Annotated in this window: 23 protein-coding genes and 1 riboswitch; of the genes, 15 read left to right on the top strand and 8 right to left on the bottom strand. The window is 63.8% G+C overall.

Annotation, left to right across the window (positions count from 1 at the left end):
• Nucleotides 1-331 precede the first annotated feature (331 nt).
• Entirely contained in the window at nucleotides 332-1,399 is a 1,068-nt protein-coding gene (locus ACFWU5_RS28395) for a hypothetical protein (protein ID WP_379269936.1), read from the top strand.
• Between the two features lie 169 nt (nucleotides 1,400-1,568).
• Nucleotides 1,569-1,859, top strand: a complete 291-nt coding sequence (locus ACFWU5_RS28390; protein WP_379269934.1) for a hypothetical protein — start codon at nucleotides 1,569-1,571, stop codon at nucleotides 1,857-1,859.
• Here the strand turns inward: ACFWU5_RS28390 and ACFWU5_RS28385 are convergent, their stop codons facing one another.
• The 3 genes from ACFWU5_RS28385 to ACFWU5_RS28375 all read right to left on the bottom strand — a co-directional run bounded on the left by ACFWU5_RS28385 (nucleotide 1,860) and on the right by ACFWU5_RS28375 (nucleotide 3,640).
• On the bottom strand, nucleotides 1,860-2,678 hold the full coding sequence (locus ACFWU5_RS28385; protein WP_379269932.1) for an alpha/beta fold hydrolase: 819 nt from the start codon (nucleotides 2,676-2,678) through the stop codon (nucleotides 1,860-1,862).
• Nucleotides 2,679-2,775: 97 nt separating this feature from the next.
• Entirely contained in the window at nucleotides 2,776-3,339 is a 564-nt protein-coding gene (locus tag ACFWU5_RS28380; protein ID WP_379269930.1) for a methylated-DNA--[protein]-cysteine S-methyltransferase, read from the bottom strand.
• 37 nt (nucleotides 3,340-3,376) lie between these two features.
• Nucleotides 3,377-3,640 (bottom strand): hypothetical protein, encoded by a 264-nt coding sequence (locus ACFWU5_RS28375; RefSeq protein WP_379243828.1) that lies wholly within the window; start codon nucleotides 3,638-3,640, stop codon nucleotides 3,377-3,379.
• Between the two features lie 61 nt (nucleotides 3,641-3,701).
• On the opposite strand from ACFWU5_RS28375, the gene ACFWU5_RS28370 reads away from it, so the two are divergent.
• A complete protein-coding gene (locus ACFWU5_RS28370) occupies nucleotides 3,702-5,201 on the top strand; it encodes a PLP-dependent aminotransferase family protein (RefSeq protein WP_379269928.1) in 1,500 nt (499 codons plus the stop codon).
• Here ACFWU5_RS28370 and ACFWU5_RS28365 read toward each other — a convergent pair.
• The gene (locus tag ACFWU5_RS28365; protein ID WP_379269926.1) at nucleotides 5,188-5,559 is read right to left on the bottom strand and encodes a hypothetical protein; all 372 of its coding nucleotides are present in this window, start codon (nucleotides 5,557-5,559) and stop codon (nucleotides 5,188-5,190) included. The genes ACFWU5_RS28370 and ACFWU5_RS28365 overlap by 14 nt on opposite strands.
• 78 nt (nucleotides 5,560-5,637) lie before the next feature.
• Nucleotides 5,638-6,735 carry a CaiB/BaiF CoA transferase family protein gene (locus ACFWU5_RS28360; protein ID WP_379269925.1) on the bottom strand — a complete coding sequence of 366 codons (1,098 nt, stop codon included), beginning with the start codon at nucleotides 6,733-6,735 and terminating at the stop codon, nucleotides 5,638-5,640.
• Nucleotides 6,736-6,861: 126 nt separating this feature from the next.
• On the opposite strand from ACFWU5_RS28360, the gene ACFWU5_RS28355 reads away from it, so the two are divergent.
• On the top strand, nucleotides 6,862-7,344 hold the full coding sequence (locus tag ACFWU5_RS28355; protein WP_379269923.1) for a DUF456 domain-containing protein: 483 nt from the start codon (nucleotides 6,862-6,864) through the stop codon (nucleotides 7,342-7,344).
• Nucleotide 7,345: 1 nt separating this feature from the next.
• Here the strand turns inward: ACFWU5_RS28355 and ACFWU5_RS28350 are convergent, their stop codons facing one another.
• On the bottom strand, nucleotides 7,346-8,194 hold the full coding sequence (locus ACFWU5_RS28350) for an amidohydrolase family protein (RefSeq protein ID WP_379269921.1): 849 nt from the start codon (nucleotides 8,192-8,194) through the stop codon (nucleotides 7,346-7,348).
• A gap of 36 nt (nucleotides 8,195-8,230) precedes the next feature.
• The gene (locus ACFWU5_RS28345) at nucleotides 8,231-9,619 is read right to left on the bottom strand and encodes an FAD-dependent oxidoreductase (protein ID WP_379269919.1); all 1,389 of its coding nucleotides are present in this window, start codon (nucleotides 9,617-9,619) and stop codon (nucleotides 8,231-8,233) included.
• A 168-nt stretch (nucleotides 9,620-9,787) separates the two neighbouring features.
• Between ACFWU5_RS28345 and ACFWU5_RS28340 the strand changes: the two genes are divergently transcribed.
• The 3 genes from ACFWU5_RS28340 to ACFWU5_RS28330 all read left to right on the top strand — a co-directional run bounded on the left by ACFWU5_RS28340 (nucleotide 9,788) and on the right by ACFWU5_RS28330 (nucleotide 12,055).
• Nucleotides 9,788-10,246: a hypothetical protein gene (locus ACFWU5_RS28340; RefSeq protein WP_379269917.1), complete on the top strand. Its 459-nt coding sequence runs from the start codon at nucleotides 9,788-9,790 to the stop codon at nucleotides 10,244-10,246.
• A gap of 45 nt (nucleotides 10,247-10,291) precedes the next feature.
• Nucleotides 10,292-10,410, top strand: a riboswitch (SAM riboswitch).
• A gap of 17 nt (nucleotides 10,411-10,427) precedes the next feature.
• Nucleotides 10,428-10,850 (top strand): rhodanese-like domain-containing protein, encoded by a 423-nt coding sequence (locus ACFWU5_RS28335; protein ID WP_379243813.1) that lies wholly within the window; start codon nucleotides 10,428-10,430, stop codon nucleotides 10,848-10,850.
• Nucleotides 10,847-12,055: an O-succinylhomoserine sulfhydrylase gene (locus tag ACFWU5_RS28330; RefSeq protein WP_379269915.1), complete on the top strand. Its 1,209-nt coding sequence runs from the start codon at nucleotides 10,847-10,849 to the stop codon at nucleotides 12,053-12,055. The genes ACFWU5_RS28335 and ACFWU5_RS28330 overlap by 4 nt, the downstream gene beginning before the upstream one ends.
• A 9-nt stretch (nucleotides 12,056-12,064) precedes the next feature.
• On the opposite strand, the gene ACFWU5_RS28325 is transcribed toward ACFWU5_RS28330, so the two are convergent.
• Nucleotides 12,065-12,679, bottom strand: a complete 615-nt coding sequence (locus tag ACFWU5_RS28325) for a Uma2 family endonuclease (RefSeq protein ID WP_379269913.1) — start codon at nucleotides 12,677-12,679, stop codon at nucleotides 12,065-12,067.
• 172 nt (nucleotides 12,680-12,851) lie between these two features.
• Between ACFWU5_RS28325 and ACFWU5_RS28320 the strand changes: the two genes are divergently transcribed.
• The 8 genes from ACFWU5_RS28320 to ACFWU5_RS28285 all read left to right on the top strand — a co-directional run.
• Nucleotides 12,852-13,439: a DUF3558 domain-containing protein gene (locus ACFWU5_RS28320; RefSeq protein WP_379269911.1), complete on the top strand. Its 588-nt coding sequence runs from the start codon at nucleotides 12,852-12,854 to the stop codon at nucleotides 13,437-13,439.
• Nucleotides 13,440-13,470: 31 nt separating this feature from the next.
• Complete coding sequence (locus tag ACFWU5_RS28315) at nucleotides 13,471-13,899, top strand: hypothetical protein (protein WP_379269909.1); 429 nt, start codon at nucleotides 13,471-13,473, stop codon at nucleotides 13,897-13,899.
• Complete coding sequence (locus tag ACFWU5_RS28310; protein ID WP_379269907.1) at nucleotides 13,896-15,086, top strand: hypothetical protein; 1,191 nt, start codon at nucleotides 13,896-13,898, stop codon at nucleotides 15,084-15,086. The genes ACFWU5_RS28315 and ACFWU5_RS28310 overlap by 4 nt, the downstream gene beginning before the upstream one ends.
• Nucleotides 15,064-15,840, top strand: coding sequence for an ESX secretion-associated protein EspG (locus ACFWU5_RS28305; RefSeq protein ID WP_379269905.1), 777 nt, complete (start codon nucleotides 15,064-15,066; stop codon nucleotides 15,838-15,840). Before ACFWU5_RS28310 ends, ACFWU5_RS28305 begins: the two co-directional genes overlap by 23 nt.
• A 39-nt stretch (nucleotides 15,841-15,879) precedes the next feature.
• Nucleotides 15,880-16,632, top strand: a complete 753-nt coding sequence (locus ACFWU5_RS28300; protein WP_379269903.1) for a hypothetical protein — start codon at nucleotides 15,880-15,882, stop codon at nucleotides 16,630-16,632.
• Between the two features lie 3 nt (nucleotides 16,633-16,635).
• Nucleotides 16,636-16,941, top strand: a complete 306-nt coding sequence (locus tag ACFWU5_RS28295) for a hypothetical protein (protein WP_379269901.1) — start codon at nucleotides 16,636-16,638, stop codon at nucleotides 16,939-16,941.
• A 20-nt stretch (nucleotides 16,942-16,961) separates the two neighbouring features.
• Entirely contained in the window at nucleotides 16,962-17,741 is a 780-nt protein-coding gene (locus tag ACFWU5_RS28290) for a hypothetical protein (protein ID WP_379269900.1), read from the top strand.
• Between the two features lie 182 nt (nucleotides 17,742-17,923).
• A partial coding sequence (locus tag ACFWU5_RS28285) for a hypothetical protein (protein ID WP_379269898.1) occupies nucleotides 17,924-18,222 on the top strand: 299 nt, incomplete at its 3' end.

Raw genomic sequence — 18,222 nt, 5'->3', positions numbered from 1 at the left:
CTGCGTGGCCGCTGCTCCCTATGGGTCGCAGGTGCGGGGCTGGGAGTGCGGTAGGTGGCGGGTTTGGGGTGAGGTAGGTGGTGGGTTTGGGATGAGGTGTCTGGTTGACGGAGTGTGGGCATGGTGGGTTTGGGGTGGGGTGTGTGGTTGTGGGAGTGCGGTTGTGGCGGGTTTGGTGCTGGTCCGGGCAGTGCGGAGACGGTGATGTCTACTTGCTATCGATTTGTAGCGAATGGCTGGCTAACGCTATCGTCGCTTCGCGGCACGCGGGGACGTGTCGCATTCCTTGAACTGGTTAGTGGGTGTCGGCGTGATCCGTCGGTCTGTCAATGTGAACTCTTCGACGGTGCGGGGGATCGCTCGCCCGGTGGTGGGTGTGCTGCCCATGGCGTTGGCGGTTGCCTGCGCTGGTGTGGCGCTCGCGGTGCCGCAGCCGGGTGTTACCGAGCCGCCGGTGCAGCCGGGTGTGACCACCCAGGCGCCCGCCGACGAGGGTGGTCGGTCCGATCTGACCAAGTCCGACGGGCCGGATTCGCTGGGTCGTCTCACGCCGCCGCGTCCCGAGACGCGCCCGGTGCCGGAGTACTCCACCCCGGCCCCGCCGATCGTGATCGAGGAACTCCACCTACCTGAGCCGGTCGAGCCCGTGGCCCCGATCGCTCCGCCCGAGCGCACGCTGCGGGTCGGCGATTTCACCCGCCCGGTCCCGGACGAGGTGCCCAACGACATCCTCGACGGCGTCAACACCAACGCCGCCAACGTCGAAGCCGCTATTGCCACGGGTGGCAAGTCTGTCGGCATCGATCCGAGCCGTGCGGACAAGATCGCCGGCGCGACGGTCGGCGGCGCGCTGATCGGTGCCACGGTCGTCGGTGTTCCCGCGGCCGTTGTGGGCGCTGTTCCCGGTGCGCTCGCGGGTGCGGTTGTCGGCGCGGGCACGGGGTTCGTGGTCGGTGCGGTCACGACCGGTACTGCCGGTGCGATCCTCGCGGCCGCTGCGGCGGTGCCCACGGGTGGCGTCGGCTCCCTCGCGATTCTCGGTGCGAGCGCCGCGGCGACCGCGGGTGCCACCGGTGCCGGTGCGTTGATCGGCGCGGGCGTCGGTGCCGCCGCGGGTGCTGCGGTCGTCGGCATTCCCGCCGCGGCGATCGGCGCCGTCGGTGGCGGTGTCATCGGCAGCGTCGTCGGCGCGACGGCCTTCCCGGGCGCCCACCAGGGCACGCCGACCGGCCCGACCGAACAGCTCGAGGCCCTGGTCGACGACCAGCTCCTGCCGAACCTGCCCTGCCCGCAGCTCCCCGAGCTCCCGCAGGTCCCCCTGCCCCAGGTTCCCCTCCCGCAGGTCCAGCTCCCGCAGGTCCCCCTGCCGCAGCTGCCCGACTGCCCCTGCAAGGACTGACACACCGCACCCGGCGTAATCGACCAATCGGCGAGCTTTTCAGCCAAATCCTGACTGAATCGAGCCGAATTGGTCGATTACGCCGGGCGTCACCATCCGAAGGGTGCTCCGAGCGACCCCTTCGAACACTCGGGGTAGCGTCGAGACTGATTTCGGATGGAGGTGACTGATGGCGGTACGTGGTTGGCTCGCAGTGTCAGCGCTAGCACTGGCCCTTCTGCCCGGATGCGCGGCTCCGGACGATCCGACCCCGCCGCCCAGCGCCGCCAGGACCACCACGGTCTTACCCCCGGCCCAAACCCTGGCCCCCTCGCAGCAACGCAACGAACGCATCCGCGGCATGCTCTACACCGCGGGCTGCACCAGCAACAGCTGCGTCCAGGCCTACTTCGCCTGCCTGGACGGCTACCTCACCGGTGAGCCGTGCCAGTTCTTCCGCGACAACCCGCCGCCACCGTAATCACCGTGTGCGAGTGAGGAATTCGCCGACGGCGGGTGCCAGGATCGAGATCTTCGGGTTGTGGCTCACCCCGGCCAGCTCGGCGAACTCCGCGTTCGGCAGCACCGCCGCGGCAGCCTTGGATCCCTTGGTGAGCAGCGGCGCGGTCCGGTCGCCCGCGAGCACGAGCACCGGAACCTGCACGCCCTTCCAGTCGGCCGGTTCCAGCTTCACTCCACGCATGTACGGCTGCATCACCGCCCAGTCGTGCGCGGTCGAATTCGACGTCGCCGCAAGCTTTTTCCAGAACGGCGTCACCCGCATCACCCCGACCATCAGCGCGGGCATCCCCATCGCCTTGGTCATGTAATACCGAACTGTCTTGTCCCGCTTGCCCGCCGCGATCATCGGGTGCAGCCTGGCTGCCAAATCCTTGGGCGGCACATGGTGTTTCGCGTCGACCACGAACGGCGGTTCGAACGCGACCACCTCGGTGACCCCGGCAATCTCCTGCGCCGCCAGCAGCGCCAGCACCGCACCGGAGGACCAGCCGACCAGCGCCGCCTGCCCACCCGCGACCTCGACCAGCGCCGCGATGTCCGCGATCTCGTTGGCCACGTCGTACACCCCGGGGGAGTCGGCACTGTCGCCGCGCCCACGCCGGTCGTAGTTGAGCACGGTCAGGCCGTAGTCGTCGGCCAGCGTCTGCGCGAGTTCGACCATCGTGGGGAACTCGCGGTAGCTGAAAGCCCCGCCGATCAGGATGACGGTCCCGGCGGTCCCCTCACCGACCCGGTCGTAGGCGATCGTGGTGCCGTCGGCCGACGTCACAGTCTGCATGGGGTTTCCTCTCGATAACGGGCCACCGCGCGAAACGGTACGCGATCGGCTCGTTCACAGAGACGAGGCCCGCACCGAGAATTAATCGGTGCCCTGATCAGAACAGCATCGGCTCGCCGAACCCCGGCGTCCGCTCGATCTCCAACAGCCGTGCTTTGGTGCCGATCCCGCCAGGCGCCGAGAATCCGTGCAGCGCGTGATCGGCCGCGAGCACCCGGTGGCAGGGAATGATCAGCGGAATAGGGTTGCGCCCCAACGCTTGTCCCACGGCTTGTGCCGAACCGGGTGCGCCGAGCCGACTGGCGATATCGCCGTAGCTGAGGGTGTGGCCGGGATCGATCTCGCGGGTCACCGTGTACACCGCGCGATGGAACTCCGGCACCCCACGCAGGTCCACCGAGATCCACCGCAGCGGATCGACCGCCCCCTCCAGATGTGCGCGAATCCCCGCGATCGCGGAAACGATCACCGGCCCCGGCGCGCTTTCGGGCACAGGAGCCCCGTCGAACGGTCGGGTGATCCGCGCGAGAGTCTGTTCCTCGCTCGCCTCGGGTAACTGGAATCGGACGACAGCGTCACCGTGCCAGGCGATCGCGCACAGCCCGATGGCGGTGTCGAACAGTGTCGAGACCACCGTCTCGGTCTGCGTCGAATCACTCATGCGAACAGTGTGCGCCGACCCACCGACAAAGACACGTTCACGCGGCGAGCGATCCCGGATGCGTGTCGGACTGGACCTCGTGAAGGCCAGTTGTAGGAAACTGGACTGGCTCGTCGGTGTGCTCGTACGTCCGTCGAGCATCCAGGTCTCGATAGAGCCGCTGTTCGTCGTACGTGCCGAAAGCCCGGTCGTGCGGGGAAGATTGGAAAGGCCAGAACGGTAGCTCGCCCTCCTTGGGGGCGAAGTGGTAGACCGCCAAACCGACGGCGGTAGCAACGGCGAGGGCGAGGAAAGTGGTCATGTCGTAAGAATCCCCCGACTGGCCTTGCTTATAAATATCCACTTAAGGAATACTGGACTTTATGGCGACAAGAGTGATCGGCGCGGCGGGCCTGGCTCGCGACCTGGGTCGGTGGCGTGACCCCGAAACCGACGGCGATTCCGAACGCCGCCCCCACCGCCCGGCGTACCTGGCACTGGCCGAGGCAATCCGCCTGCTGATCCACGACGGTCGTGCCCCACTTGGCGTAGCCCTGCCCAGTGAGCGCGATCTGGCGGGCACGCTCGGCGTCAGCCGCACCACCATCACGTCCACGTATTCGCTGCTGCGCGAACATGGTTACCTGATCAGCCGCCAGGGTTCCCGCAGCACCGTGGCTCTGCCGCCGACCATCGCGCACGACGGTGCCAAGCCGACCCGCGGCATCATGGCCCTGATGTCGCAGCCGGAACTGCCGACCATCGACATGACCTATGCCGCGATGCCGGCCGCCCTCGAACTCAACGACGCCTATTCGATTGCGCTACAGAGCATTCCGTCGTACCTGGGCACCCACGGCATGGACCCGGTCGGCATCCTCGCGCTGCGCGAGGCCCTGGCCCGCCGCTACACCGCCCGCGGCCTGCCGACCGAACCCGAGCAGATCCTGGTGACTCTCGGTGCGCAACACGGACTTCGGCTGCTACTCAACGTCCTGGCCTCGCCCGGTGCCCGCGTGCTGATCGAACACCCCTCCTACCCGAACGCCATCGAAGCCATCCGCGACGTCGGCGCCCGCCCCATCCCGATCCCGCTGCGCCCCGAATTCCCTGACGCCGGTTGGGATCTCGAAGGTTTACGCAGCACCGCGAGGCAAACCGCCGCCACCCTGGCCTACCTGGTCCCCGACTTCAACAACCCCACCGGCCTGCTCCTGAACGCCGAGGGCCGCGAGGAACTGGCCGCCATCGCCCGCGACACCAGAATGACCGTGGTCGTCGACGAGTCGATGAGCGAACTGAACCTGTCCGACGCGCCGATGCCCCCGCCGGTTGCCGCGTTCGCGAAGGGTTCGGAGATCGTCACCATCGGTTCGGCGTCGAAGTCGTTCTGGGGCGGCCTGCGCGTGGGCTGGATCCGCACGAGCCAGCCGCTGATCACCAAGCTGCTGGGCATCCGCTCGACAGTCGACCTCGGCACCCCCGTGATGGACCAGCTGGCGACGGTCCACCTGCTCGAACACGCCGACCCCATCCTGCAACGCCGCCGCGAACAGCTGCGCTCCCAGCGCACCGCCCTGCTCGACGCGGTGGCCGAGGAGCTGCCCGGTTGGCACATCGCGGTCGGCGCGGGCGGCATGTCGGTGTGGGCGCAACTGCCCAGCCCTGTGTCCACAGCGCTGGCCGCCACCGCCCCCAACCACGGCGTATTGCTGGCGGCCGGACCACGTTTCGGCGTGCAGGGCGCGTTCGAACGGTACGTTCGCCTCCCGTACACCCACCCCGAAGCCGACCTGCGCCTGGCCGTCAAGTCGATCGCCGCCGCCTACGACGCCCTGACCCCGCGCGCGACCGACCCCCTACAGCCGCTCACCTGCTACTGAACGCGCACGGATTGTGCCCGCGTGAAGCCGGTTCGGGGCGCACGGTTTCGTACCCCGCCCCGAACATGAACAGCACCGACAACACGAACGCCACCGCGGTCAGCGGCGCCGCCATCGTGCTGCGTTCGCTGGGATGACGGAACATCAACACCAGCAGACACAGCAGCGCGATGGCGGCCGCGGCCAGCAGTCCGGTCGCCAACCCGTTGAGCACGGTCACCATCACGGGCACGGGAGCGTCACTGCGACAATGGGTTTCGGTTGCCCATTCCGGCGGGGCGTTGAACAACCCTTCGGCCATGATGAACGACAGGACCCCCGCGACCAAGCTGGTGACCGCGATCAGTGCGGCGAGCACCTTCGGTGGACGCCTGCGAGTTCGGATCCCAGACCTGTCGTCGATAGAACGAAAGCCTACCGACGACAGCCCGACAAATCAGTCAGCCCAGACCGTTTCGATTGGTGTCGCGACCGACGGCGGGGGAGTGGGCGTGCCGCCGGGTGTGCGCGAGAAGCGCGGCGCGGGCGCGTGCTGGACCACGCCTTCGATCTCGATCAGGCCGGTACGGGCCACGATGTGCGGGTTCTCGGTGGCCTCGGTGAAGGTCAGCACGGGGGTGGTGCAGGCGTCGGTGCCGTCGAAGATCGCGGTCCATTCGTCGCGGGTCTTGGTCAGGAATTTGTCGGTGAACAGCTTGCGCAACTGGTCTTGCCCGCTGGGGTCCAGCTGCTGCGGCAGACCTTCTGCGGAAATCTCCAGCCCGGCCAGCAGTTGCTCGTAGAACTGCGGCTCGATCGCCCCGACCGCCATGTACTTGCCGTCGGAGGTTTCGTAGGTGTCGTAGAACGCCATGCCGGTATCGAGGAGGTTCTCGCCACGCTCGTCGGACCACAGCCCCACCCCGCGCATTCCCCACACGAAATGCGAAAGGGCAAGCGCCCCATCGACCATCGCCGCGTCGATCACCTGACCCTTACCCGAACTCTGCCGCTCCACCAGCGCGGCGAGAATGCCCATCACCAGGAACATCGAGCCGCCACCGAAGTCGCCCACCATGTTCAGCGGCGGCACCGGCCGCTCACCCTTGCGTCCGATCGCGTTGAGCACGCCGGTCAGCGAGATGTAGTTGATGTCGTGGCCGGCGCGATCGGCCATCGGACCGTACTGGCCCCACCCGGTCATCCGGCCGTAGACCAGGCGCGGGTTGCGCGCGAGCGTCTCGTCGGGTCCCAGACCCATCCGCTCGGTGACGCCGGGCCGGAAGCCTTCCAACAGCACGTCGGCCTTCTCGACCAGGTCGAGGATCTTGGCCACGTCGGCCGGGTCCTTCAGATTGGCTTCGACGATCGTGCGCCCACGCCACTGCGGACGCTCGATGAAGCCGGGCAGCTGCCGGTGTCGCTGCACGCGCACCACGTCGGCACCGAGGTCGGCCAGCAGCAGCGCGGCGTGCGGACCTGGGCCGATGCCCGCCAACTCGATGACCTTGATCCCCGCGAGGGGGCCCTGCTTCGCGGTGGACTCCGTGCTCACGGGTGACCTCTGTTCATCGTCGAACGGTATTGACACTTCGACAATAGCGCCGGGGTGGCGGCTCGGGTAGAGCATGGGCGAGAATTCGGTGAGCGCGACTCGGCGTGGCAACGGGAGGACCCGGTAGTGAGCGTGTGGGGTGAGGTCGTTGTCGGCCTGGTGATTCTGGTCGGCATCGTCGGCGTGATCGTGCCGATTCTGCCCGGGGTGATCCTGATCTTCGGTGCGATCGCGGTGTGGGCGTTCATGACCGGCGGCGCGACGGCCTGGACGGTGTTGGCGGTGGCGACGGTCGCGGTGGTGATCTCCGGCATCGTGAAATACACCTGGCCAGGCAAACGAATGCGCGAAGCGGGCGTGTCGAACCGGGCGTTGCTGGTGGGCGCGGTGTTCGGCGTCGTCGGCTTCTTCGTGATCCCGATCGTCGGCCTGTTCATCGGTTTCGTGCTCGGCGTGTATCTGGCCGAGCTGTATCGCTTGAAGACCAACCAATTGGCTTGGCCCGCAACAGTTCACGCGCTGAAAGGCGTAGGCCTGTCCATGTTGGTGGAGCTGTTCGGCGCACTGATCGCGTCGGGAGTCTGGCTAACCGGCGCGATCTTGAGCTGACCTATTCGATAACCGGCAGCGGCCGCGTCTGGTCGTCCGCGCCGGGCAGCAGATTACGCGGAATCGGAATCGTCGGATTCTCCACGCGCACAGCAGGTGTCGCGTCGCGGTGCACCGGGGGCAGCCGGTAGAACTCGCGGGCATTGTCCTCGAGCACTGCGTGCATATCCGCGCCGACCACCTGGCAGATCAGGTCGATATCGCTGTCTTCGAACGGCCTGCCCGCGCGCGTGCCCGGCAGATCGCTGCCGAACATCAATGCCCCCGGATTGACGGTGTGAATGCGCCGCAGCGTCTCGGCCACATCCATCTCGACGCGCCCGAACCCGGTCGCCTTCACCCGCGCCCCGCGATCCACCAGGTCCAGCAGATACGGCAAACCCTCCTCGGACATGCCGAGATGGTCGATCGACAAGGCGGGCAGTTTCGAGATCACCGGCTGCAACGAGGCCAGCATCTGCCCGTCGATATACAGCTCCACATGCCAACCGGCCAGCTCGTGCGCGCGCAACGCCTGCAACGTCATCTCGGTGATGTCGGCGGCGGCCCGCTTGAGGTTGAACCGCAGCGCCCGCACGCCCGCGCGATCCAGTTCGAGAATGTCGTCATCGGTGGCGTCGAGGTCAAGGCGGGTCACCCCGACCCACTCCGGTCCGAGCGCGGACAGCGCTGCCTTCAGATACGTCTGATCAGCTCCCTGAAAAGACGCACTGACGACAGCACCGCCGCGAACATCGAAGTGCCCCATTCGTTTTCGATAGTCATCGATCACGTAGGGCTCGGGTAGATAGCCTTCGTTCTCGATCAGCGGAAACCGCGGATCGATGATGTGGACGTGGGCATCGAACACGGGTACAGAATGCCCTATCTCGACAGTGGTGGCAGCTCAGGCCTTGTTCGGCTCGGACGCGCGCAGCATGTCCTCGCGCTCGACAACCTTGACGCGCTCACGGCCTTCGGGCTCGCCCAGCGCGCGCTCGTGGGCGTCGAGGCGGTACCAGCCGGCCCAGGTGGTGAACGGGATGCCCTTGCCCTCGAGGAACTCGGTGACCGCGTCCAGTTCGGGCTTGGGCGCAGGGGCGAAGGCCTTGGCGTCGTCGAGCAGGCAGGCGATGGTCTCGTTGGCGTCGCCCTTGGTGTGGCCGATCAGGCCGACGGGGCCGCGCTTGATCCAGCCGGTGACGTAGGTGGCGGGCATGAAGCGGGCGTCGCCCTCGGCGGTGTCGTCGGCGATCACGCGACCGGCCTCGTTGGGCACCGTGCCCGCCTGGTCGTCGAACGGCAGCTGGGTGACGTTCTGTGAGAGGTAGCCGACGGCGCGGTACACGGCCTGGATGTCCCAGTCGGTGAAGTTGCCGGTGCCCTTGACGTTGCCGGTGCCGTCGAGCTGCGTGCGCTCGGTGCGCAGACCGACGACCTTGCCGTCTTCACCGAGGACCTCGGCGGGGGACTCGAAGAAGTGCAGGAACAGCTTGTGCGGGCGATCGCCGTGATCGCGAATGGCCCACTGTTCGAGGGTGTTCGCGACCATGTCGACCTGCTTGGAGTTACGCCGCGCGGCTTCGGAGCCCTCGTCGTAGTCGATGTCTTCGGGGTTGACGATGACCTCGATGGTCGGCGAGTGATCCAGCTCGCGCAGCTCCAAAGGCGTGAACTTGGCCTGCGCGGGACCGCGACGACCGAACACGTGGACCTCGAGGGCCTTGTTGCCCTTGAGGCCTTCGTAAACGTTCGGCGGAATTTCGGTGGCCAGCAGCTCGTCACCGGTCTTGGCCAGCACACGCGCCACGTCCAGCGCGACGTTGCCGACACCCAGCACCGCGACCTTCTCGGCATCCAGCGGCCAGGTGCGCGGCACGTCGGGGTGGCCGTCGTACCAGGACACGAAGTCCGCGGCACCGAAGGAACCATCCAGCTCGATGCCCGGGATGTCCAGTGCGCGGTCGGCGTTGGCGCCGGTGGAGAAGATCACCGCGTCGTAGAACTGGCGCAGGTCGTCGAGGGTGATGTCGGTGCCGTAGTCGATATTGCCCAGCAGCCGCACCTGGTCCTTGTCCAGGACCTTGTGCAGCGCGGTGATGATGCCCTTGATACGCGGGTGATCAGGTGCGACGCCGTAGCGGATCAGGCCGAAGGGAGCGGGCATGCGCTCGTAGAGGTCGATGCTCACGTCGGCATCGGACTTCATCAGGGCGTCGGCGGCGTAGATACCGGCCGGTCCCGCGCCCACGATCGCAATGCGAAGCGGGCGAGTAGCTGCACTCTGTTCGGTCATGTCTACGCGCACCCTTTGGTCGAGAACTGATTTGACGGCGTCAACTTAGCTTAGGCTAAGTCAATACTCCGGCTTCCTGGCGGCCGCAATCACAGCGATTCTAGCTGCGGCATTGCGGCCACCCGGCGCGCGGTGTAGCCGCCCGCGCGGGTCTGTCAGGATTACAGCATGAACGAGGAGCAAACTGGCTCGGAAGACCAGCCCATCGTGGTGGATCAGACCGACAAGCGTTCCATCGTCCCGTTCGTGGCGGCCGCGGTGGTGGCGATCATCGTGCTCATCGGCATCGTGCTGGGCGGACTGCTGTCACCGGCTGAGAAAAATGTCACAGAGGCCGACCGTCTCGCCGCCGCTGTCACCAACTATATCGACGCGCGTTCCCGCAGCGACCTGCGTCCGCCGACCGGGGTGGCCTGCGAAGGCTTCGACGAGGAGGCTTCGGGCCTGTCCGAACAGCTAGGCGGCCCGAAATCTACCGTCACCATCGACGGCAAGGGGTTCACCAACGCCACCGTCAACGGTGATCGCGCCAAAATCGACGCCACCGTGGTGGTAGACGGAAACCCGAAGTCCACCGCCTGGAAACTGACCCGCGGCGACGGCGCGTGGCTGGTGTGCTCGTTCTGAATCGTTTGACACGATGACCGGGTCCGAGGCAATCTCAGATCGCAAGGTCATGAGTGCCAGCGTCAAGCCCCGGCTCGCTGGTCGGCAACCCTCCTCCGCGGTGGGGTGCTCCGGGTGACGACCTGGCCGTGTTTTCCGGAGTTCCGGCACGGCAAGAGCGGATTCACGCAGGAGGATCGACATGACTTACGCCGGCGATATCACCCCTGAGCAGGCGTGGGAGTTGCTCACCGAGCACCCCGGCGCCGTGCTGGTGGACGTGCGCACCGAAGGCGAGTGGGCACACATCGGCATCCCCGACACCAGCTCCATCGATCGCCCCGCCCATTTCATCGAATGGGTCGACGGCACCGGCACCCGCAATCCGGACTTCGGCGTGCAGCTGGACAAGGCACTGGCCGGACGTCCCGACGATGCGCCGGTGGTGTTCCTGTGTCGTTCCGGTCAGCGTTCCGCGCACGCGGCGAACCTGGCGACGGCGGCGGGCGTGGCACCGTCCTACAACGTGCTCGACGGTTTCGAAGGTGGTCCCGACGCGTTCGGTCAGCGCGGCAGCACGGGTTGGCGCGCTGTCGGCCTGCCGTGGCGTGAGGTCAACGCATGATCACCGGTGGTTCGTTCGACAAGCCCCTGCCCGAGGGCGTCGGCCCCGCCACGCTCGGTGTGCGTGGCGGCTTGCGCCGTTCCGGCTTCGACGAGACGTCCGAGGCGCTGTACCTGACCTCGGGTTTCGTCTATGAGAACGCCGAAGCCGCCGAGGCCGCCTTCACCGGCGACGTCGAGCACTTCGTCTACTCCCGCTTCGGCAACCCGACCGTGGCCATGTTCGAGGAGCGCATCCGCTTGCTCGACGGCGCCGAAGCGGCCTTCGCGACCGCATCCGGTATGTCCGCGGTCTTCACAGCTCTCGGCGCACTTCTGAAGGCAGGCGACCGACTCGTCGCCGCCCGCAGCCTGTTCGGCTCGTGCTTCGTGGTCTGCAACGAGATCCTGCCGCGCTGGGGCATCGAAACCGTCTTCGTCGACGGCGACGACCTCGACCAGTGGGAGCAGGCACTTTCCGTGCCGACCCAGGCCGTGTTCTTCGAAACCCCCGCCAACCCGATGCAGACCCTGGTCGACGTCCGCAAGGTCACCGAACTCGCCCACGCCGCAGGCGCAAAGGTGGTGCTGGACAACGTCTTCGCCACCCCTCTGCTGCAACGCGGCTTCGAACTCGGCGCCGACGTGGTCGTCTACTCCGGCACCAAACACATCGACGGCCAGGGCCGAGTCCTCGGCGGCGCGATCCTCGGCGCCAAGGACTACATCGACGGCCCGGTGAAAACCCTGATGCGCCACACCGGCCCCGCCCTGAGCCCTTTCAATGCGTGGACCTTGCTCAAGGGTTTGGAAACCATGCCACTGCGCGTGCGCCACTCCACCGAATCGGCCCTGCAAGTGGCCAAATTCCTCGAGACCAACAAATCGGTCGACTGGGTGAAATACCCCTTCCTGGAATCCCACCCCCAACACGCGTTGGCCCTGGACCAGATGACCGGCGGCGGCACCGTAGTCACCTTCGCCCTCAACGGCGACGACGGCAAAAAACGAGCCTTCGAGGTCCTGAACCGCCTCCGCATCATCGACATCTCCAACAACCTCGGCGACGCCAAAACCATGATCACCCACCCCGCCACCACCACCCACCGAGCCATGGGCCCCGAGGGCCGAGCCTCAATCGGCTTGTCCGACGGGGTAGTCCGCATCTCGGTAGGCCTGGAAGACCTCCAAGACCTCCTAGGCGACCTCGACCACGCCCTGAGCTGACCTTCGGACTCACAGACGCCGCGGCAGCGAACTCTGTAGATCCTCGAACATGACGGCGACCTTGACCGGCTCGGTCAGCACCAGGGCATCGGTGTGCATGGTCGCGCCGACATACCGTCGTCCCGACCAGTCCAGACGCAGTTCCTCGATCATGGCGATGTGCTGCCAGTCCTTGTCGAAATGGACGATCAGGTACACCGGAATCCCCGCGCGAGCATAGAGCTCACGCTTGATCCCGATGTCGTTGTCGATCGTGCCCTCCGACGTCACCTCGACAACGATCAGTGTCTGGTCGGCGACGTGTTGCGCGTCGTAAGGACCGTCGGAACAATCCCGCAGGATCAGGTCCGGGTACCGCGCGCGCAGACGCCGCGCCGGGTCAGGATCATCGCTGTCGGCAAGCCGCATCGGTGTGTCACCGTGCACTTCACGGCATGGCCCATTCGGGTCGATGCCGTACTCCAACGCGGTTCGCAGCCGATGCACCACGCGATCATGCACGGGCCCCTGCGCCATGCATTCAGTCATCACACCATCGTGAATCTCGCCGAAGGCATCTGCGGGCCCGTCGAGAAATTCCTCGACAGTCACCAGCCGCGGCGGGTCATGTTGCGGTGTCGACATGCCGCCAGACTACGCCGAACCGTGACCGCTCTCGGGTCTTGTCTCGACCCGAAATCTTCGATGGGCAGCCGGTGATGGCTCCCGTCAGTCTGGGTCGTAGAACTGACGGTTCGTATTGACGAATCTTGGGGGGGGGGCTTACTCTTCCCCTGTTGCGCATGGGAGGGGACGCATGAATCGCCTGGTCAGGCCCAAATATGTCATTGTCGGCCCCACCTTGGTCATGGTGGCCGCCTCGCTGCTGGGATGTGGCAAGACCACCGACGGCGGGGCTGTTCCGACAACTAGTCTCTCGGTCAACGGGCGCGAGCTCGCCAAAGAGGTGCCGTCCGGCTTCGATCCTTGTGTCGATGTCCCTGCACAAGTGCTCACCGAGGAGAAGCTCGGCTCGAAGAAGCCAGACCTCACCGAGGCACCGGGGGGAGTCGTTTGGAAGGGCTGCGACTGGGTCTATCTCGGTGGTGGCGGCTACGCGATGAGTGTGCGGATGACCAACTTGACCGTTGCGATGGTCCGTGATCGCAAATTTCCTGAGTCGAACGAGTTCACCGTCGGCGGCCGTGAGGCGATCGCCTGGCGGCAGGAGGCCGGTCGCAGCACCAAAGATGTGTGCGATGTCAACGTGGCCGTGCGCGGCGGGAGCATGGAGATCAATGTGGTCAACCCGCCGTCTCGCCGGGAAACCGGTCACCTCGACTCCTGCGACATCGCCCGTTCACTCGCCGACAAGATCGCTCCGTCGATTCCCGGAAGCCTTTGAGGCGCAATAATTTACGAAGTAGGAGGGGAAAATGGCAGGAGAGGGAAGCGGTCGGACTGCATTCTCGGGCCTGATCGAACAGGCACGAGCTGGCGCTCTGACGCTCCGTATGGAGCCGGAGGAGTTCGCCCGTCTTGATCGGGAGTGCACCGAATTCCAAACTGTCATCGGGCAGATCCAGCAGACGATGACCGATATTTCCAACATCAACACGTGGGGATTCGGCGACAACGCGGAGTCCGGCCTGACCTCCGCCCGCGTGATGGCGAACCGATTCCGCAACAAGGCCCGGGGCAGCGACGACTCCTTCTACGACGTCCTCGAAGAGCACTACATCATCGTGGAAGACATCCGCATCCTGCACCAACTGATTCGCGACCGCTTCATGGCCGCTGACGAAGAATGGGCCTCCCGCTTCAACGCCGAAGCGACCGGACTCGCTCAGGCAGCCGCGAAATGACTGGTACCGAGGGTAGGCAGATCCCGCCCACCACCGAACATCCCCCGAACTGGAAGCACCAGGACATCCTGTCCGCGTTCGAGCGAATCGCCACCGAGCCAGCGAACGGCGCCGCGACGAAATACCACGAGTCCGGCACCCAGTGGACACAGGCACTCGAACAGTTTCGCAAGCGCATGGAAGTCTCGATCGCGTCGGCGTGGGAGGGAAGTTCAGCGGACGCCTCGATCACCGCGATTCGCCAATACACCACCGACGCAGACAAACTCACTCCTGCTTTCACTGCGATGAGCACGCAGGTCACCGCTGCGGCAGCTTCAGCGGTGAGCACGAAATCGGCGCTCCCCGGTGAAGTCGACCCCGGATTTCTGGACAGCATGCCGTGGAACAAGGCGGTTGTTCGAGGTCAGCGGGAGGAAGCCGAGAACAACGCGCGCGATGTCATGGACAACAAGTACGTGATGCCTTTCGCTGGCACTGACGGCGCGATCCCTGTCCTACCTCGACCGACCAACCCCACCAAGCAACAGGGCGACCCGGGCGACAAGCCGATCGGCAGCAACACCGAAGACGGTGGGGGACAACCGAACACGGACACCGACCCAACACAGCCATCGACCGACACTTCTGACGACACTACGGAAGAGCCCGCCGAGAGCCCCTCGACCGAGGACCCGTCATCGTCGGACCCCGCTTCCACCGATGATGGGGACCCGTCCACCTCACCGTCCGCGACCGACCCATCGGCTACCTCGCCAGCCTCCACGCCCACCACACCAACTGCGGCCACTCCCAGCTCCCCAGGGGCTGGCGGAATCCCAGGTTCGGGCAGCGGTGCAGGATCGAGCGCCGGACCGGGAGGCACAGGCGCTCCCGGCGCGGGCGTTCCCGGACAAGCGATTCCGGGATCCCCACAGGCAGGGGCTCTGGCAGCAGCGGCATCAGCCGGTGGAACTGCGGGTTCCGTAGCCGGTTCTCGCGGGATGTCCGGTATGCCAGGAATGATGGGTGCCGGTGCCGGCCGTGGAAAAGACGACGAATCAGAAGACTCCATTCCTGACTACTTGATCAACGAATCCAATACCGACGAACTCCTCGGCGACCGCGGTTTCGTAGTAGAGGGCGGAGTCCTCGGCGGGCAATATCCGTCCGCGAACCCACCTCGTGACAGGACAGATGATGTCTGAGTGGAACTGGGAGCCAGATGATTTCGCTGCCCTGTGGTTCAACGAGGCGCGAGACCGATTCCCACGCCCATTGCACTTCACCAGCCGCTTCCGCTACCGCGAAGAATTCGACACCCACCGAACCGTGGTCCGTTCTCGATATGCGGGCGAGGAGACAGACGCGATCGAACTCGCCCTGGACACCCTGGAACGAGCCGAACTTCGCATCGAGGTCTCAGCAGAGACCGGCTCGGCTCGCTCCGGCGACCACTCCCACCACCGAGTCGTTGGTGTCCGCAACCTCCGCCACGCGGTCGTCGCCGCCCAAACGGTCGTCAACGGTGTCGACGGCCCGATCTGGGTTCGTCAGGGCCGCCCCGAGCTCCTCGGCAAGGGAATCGCGAGCCGCATCCCCATCTCCAACCCCGGTCAGCGCAATCCCGAAGAATTCCACGTACAAGACCTGGCCCCACAACTTGACAACCATTTCGCCGATGTGGCCCGAAACACCCCTCGTGAGCGTTACAAACGCTTGATCGACCGCCCGTTGATCGGTTCCGGATCGGCCGCGATCCGAATCGGGAGTCTTCACAGCCGCACCGAGCCAACCCGTCTGATGGAGTGGTTCGACTACGCAAATGACGGCCGCTACCTGCGGTATAGAACTATTGACCGAATCCGAATTGAACCGGGAAGTACGGACCATATCCAGCGACATCTGACGCAGTGGATTGAAATCGAGATGCAGCGGACCGATAACGCATGGCGGAAATAGAATGATTCTGATCATTCGTGACATTCAAGAGAGGCATCAATGGCGACTCAAGGGTGGTTCAATCACTATGACGATCCTGACGATGACTACTGGGAGCAGTCTCCTGAAGGCCAGTCAAGTGGTGGTACCTTTAAGCGTTCGCCGCCACCTTCTTCCGTATCGAGTGGGCAAGCGAAAGAGTCGACCTATGTTAGCCCACCGAGCCTGCCTGTCGGGAATTCTCACCCCATCCCAACTCGCAAGTCTTCATTGATTACGATCGAAATTGGCGAAGACAGACTTCCGATTCGCGCAACATTGAATTCTAACTGGACCAACCAGTTCGAGCAATGGCAGTACTCTACAGCAATTTTGGATGCATATCACCACGCCTTGCATGAAAGGATGGTGGAAGATAAGAAGGCGAAAGTATTCGCCCATTCGAAATTGCCGTCCGTGTACGACATGGCGCCAGCGCTACTGCAGACACGAAGCACTGAGGAGTACCGGGAGGTGCTGAGGAAGATGATCGGAACTACTCCGCGCATTGCCAGGGGCCCAGCCGTTACACAGTTCGGCACTCCTGCCTTGCAGATCTGTGCAGATCAACACCGAATTACCTCAATTGAATTGGACCCAGAATGGGCGCGGTCTGCGGGTGCCGCTGTGGTCGGCATGGATATTGTATTTTGCTCCGCTCAGTTGCGGCGAGCAACACCCACCTACTACCGAGATCGGTACCTTGACCAGGAATCCGAAGGCGAAATTCACAAGCGTCTAGCAGAGCATCTTCGTAGGATAAGTGAGGACTAATAAATGTCAGAACTAGATCTGGATCTCGCACGCCTAGTCCAGGCATCAAAAACTTGGAATGACGAAGTTACCCGAATCCTTGCGGAGGGTAGAGATGCTGTAGCGCCGCTTTTGCTATCGCAGATTCAATTCGGCATCTTCCAGATTCCATATGATCAGTACACGGAGACTGCTCGTTATATTCAGGATCGATTGCGCGAAGGCGTCTATGAAGCGGCAACGATGGGCGATTCATTGTACGAAGCTGCGGCCAAGTATCGCGAGACTGACGACATTAATGAACGCAAAATTACAAGACTAGAATATTAGCTCGAAGCGGAGGATTGGTCATGACTATTACCAATGAAGAGCTGACAAAATCGGTAACTGCGGTAAAAAAATCAATGGCTGACTGGGGTAAACTGCCCGGCGAGTTGGAGAAGAAGTATAAGGAGTTACAAGACAATCCAATCGCATCGGCCGTGATTGATTTCGATGAGGCAAATAGGAGATACTTGGCAGCAAAAGCTGGGTTGGCGAAGGTTCTAGCCATATTCAATGAAGTTGTCGATGGAATCGAAGCACCTTACTTGTTTGTTACCTATGCAGCCGACTGGCAGGGTGTCGCGGGAAAGGCCCGGGCGGTAGCGGGCATTATAAATGACGAGAAAGTAAGCATGGAAGGGCACTGGAGAGGAGATGCAAAGGATGCATACACGGCATCCCATGGGAACCAAAAGAGCGCTATGAACTGCATATCTGATCAGCTGGCCGATAAGGTTCATGATCATTTGCTTACGTTGGCAAGATCTGGTCACACCTTGTACTCAGACATTGTCAACGCAATAGCCGAGTATTTTGCGACCGTCACAGCCGCGATTGTCGATGTGGCGACAGTCGTCGGATCTTTGGAAGCGATTGGAAAGGTTGGCGAACTTGCAGGCCTTGTCTTTACTACGATGTCAACAATTCTCACATCTGCGGTCGGAAACCTTCAAGAACAGAGCATAATTTCGAACGAGTTCAGAAATCTGCGTAACAATCCCCACGGAATGATTAATAACCGGTGGCCAGGCTCTGGGGCAACATCCTTCTCTAATCCGGAAAAATGGAAATGGGAGGCCGAATGAGAGCCAAGAGTCGTTCAATACTGGTGCTTTGTTGCGTACTTGTTGCTGTTGGATGTGGTGGCGAGCCAATCACTGCCATACCCCCGCAATCGACTGACGCAGCGCAGTCGTCGCCATCCATACGGTATCCATCGCCCGACTGTCTACCGCGACAAGAAATCGCTAACTCGGAACTTTCTGACTTGGCAGACCGGCTGACAGTCGCGGAAGGGCTAAAAATCTTCAGTATTCGAGCTACGCCGGAAGTTGAGGATCCTCGCGAGTACTCGATGACGGTTAATCTATGTGTTACAAACACGAACGTTGTGGATGACCTGAGGCAAACTGCGACAGTCGTCGCCAGCTGGCTAAAGAAAAATCCTATCTCGATTAGCGTTGTCAAGATTACTGAACCTTTTTCATCCTGCCGCCACGGCTTTACGCTCGTAGTCCTGGAGTACGCTGATCGCCTTCACCAGGCGGGTGGTCTTGTCCGGGCAGC

It is taken from the genome of Nocardia sp. NPDC058640, assembly GCF_042716995.1.
Taxonomy (GTDB): domain Bacteria; phylum Actinomycetota; class Actinomycetes; order Mycobacteriales; family Mycobacteriaceae; genus Nocardia.
Note: the sequence above shows the minus strand (reverse complement) of the source record. Positions and strands in the feature narration are given on the sequence as shown.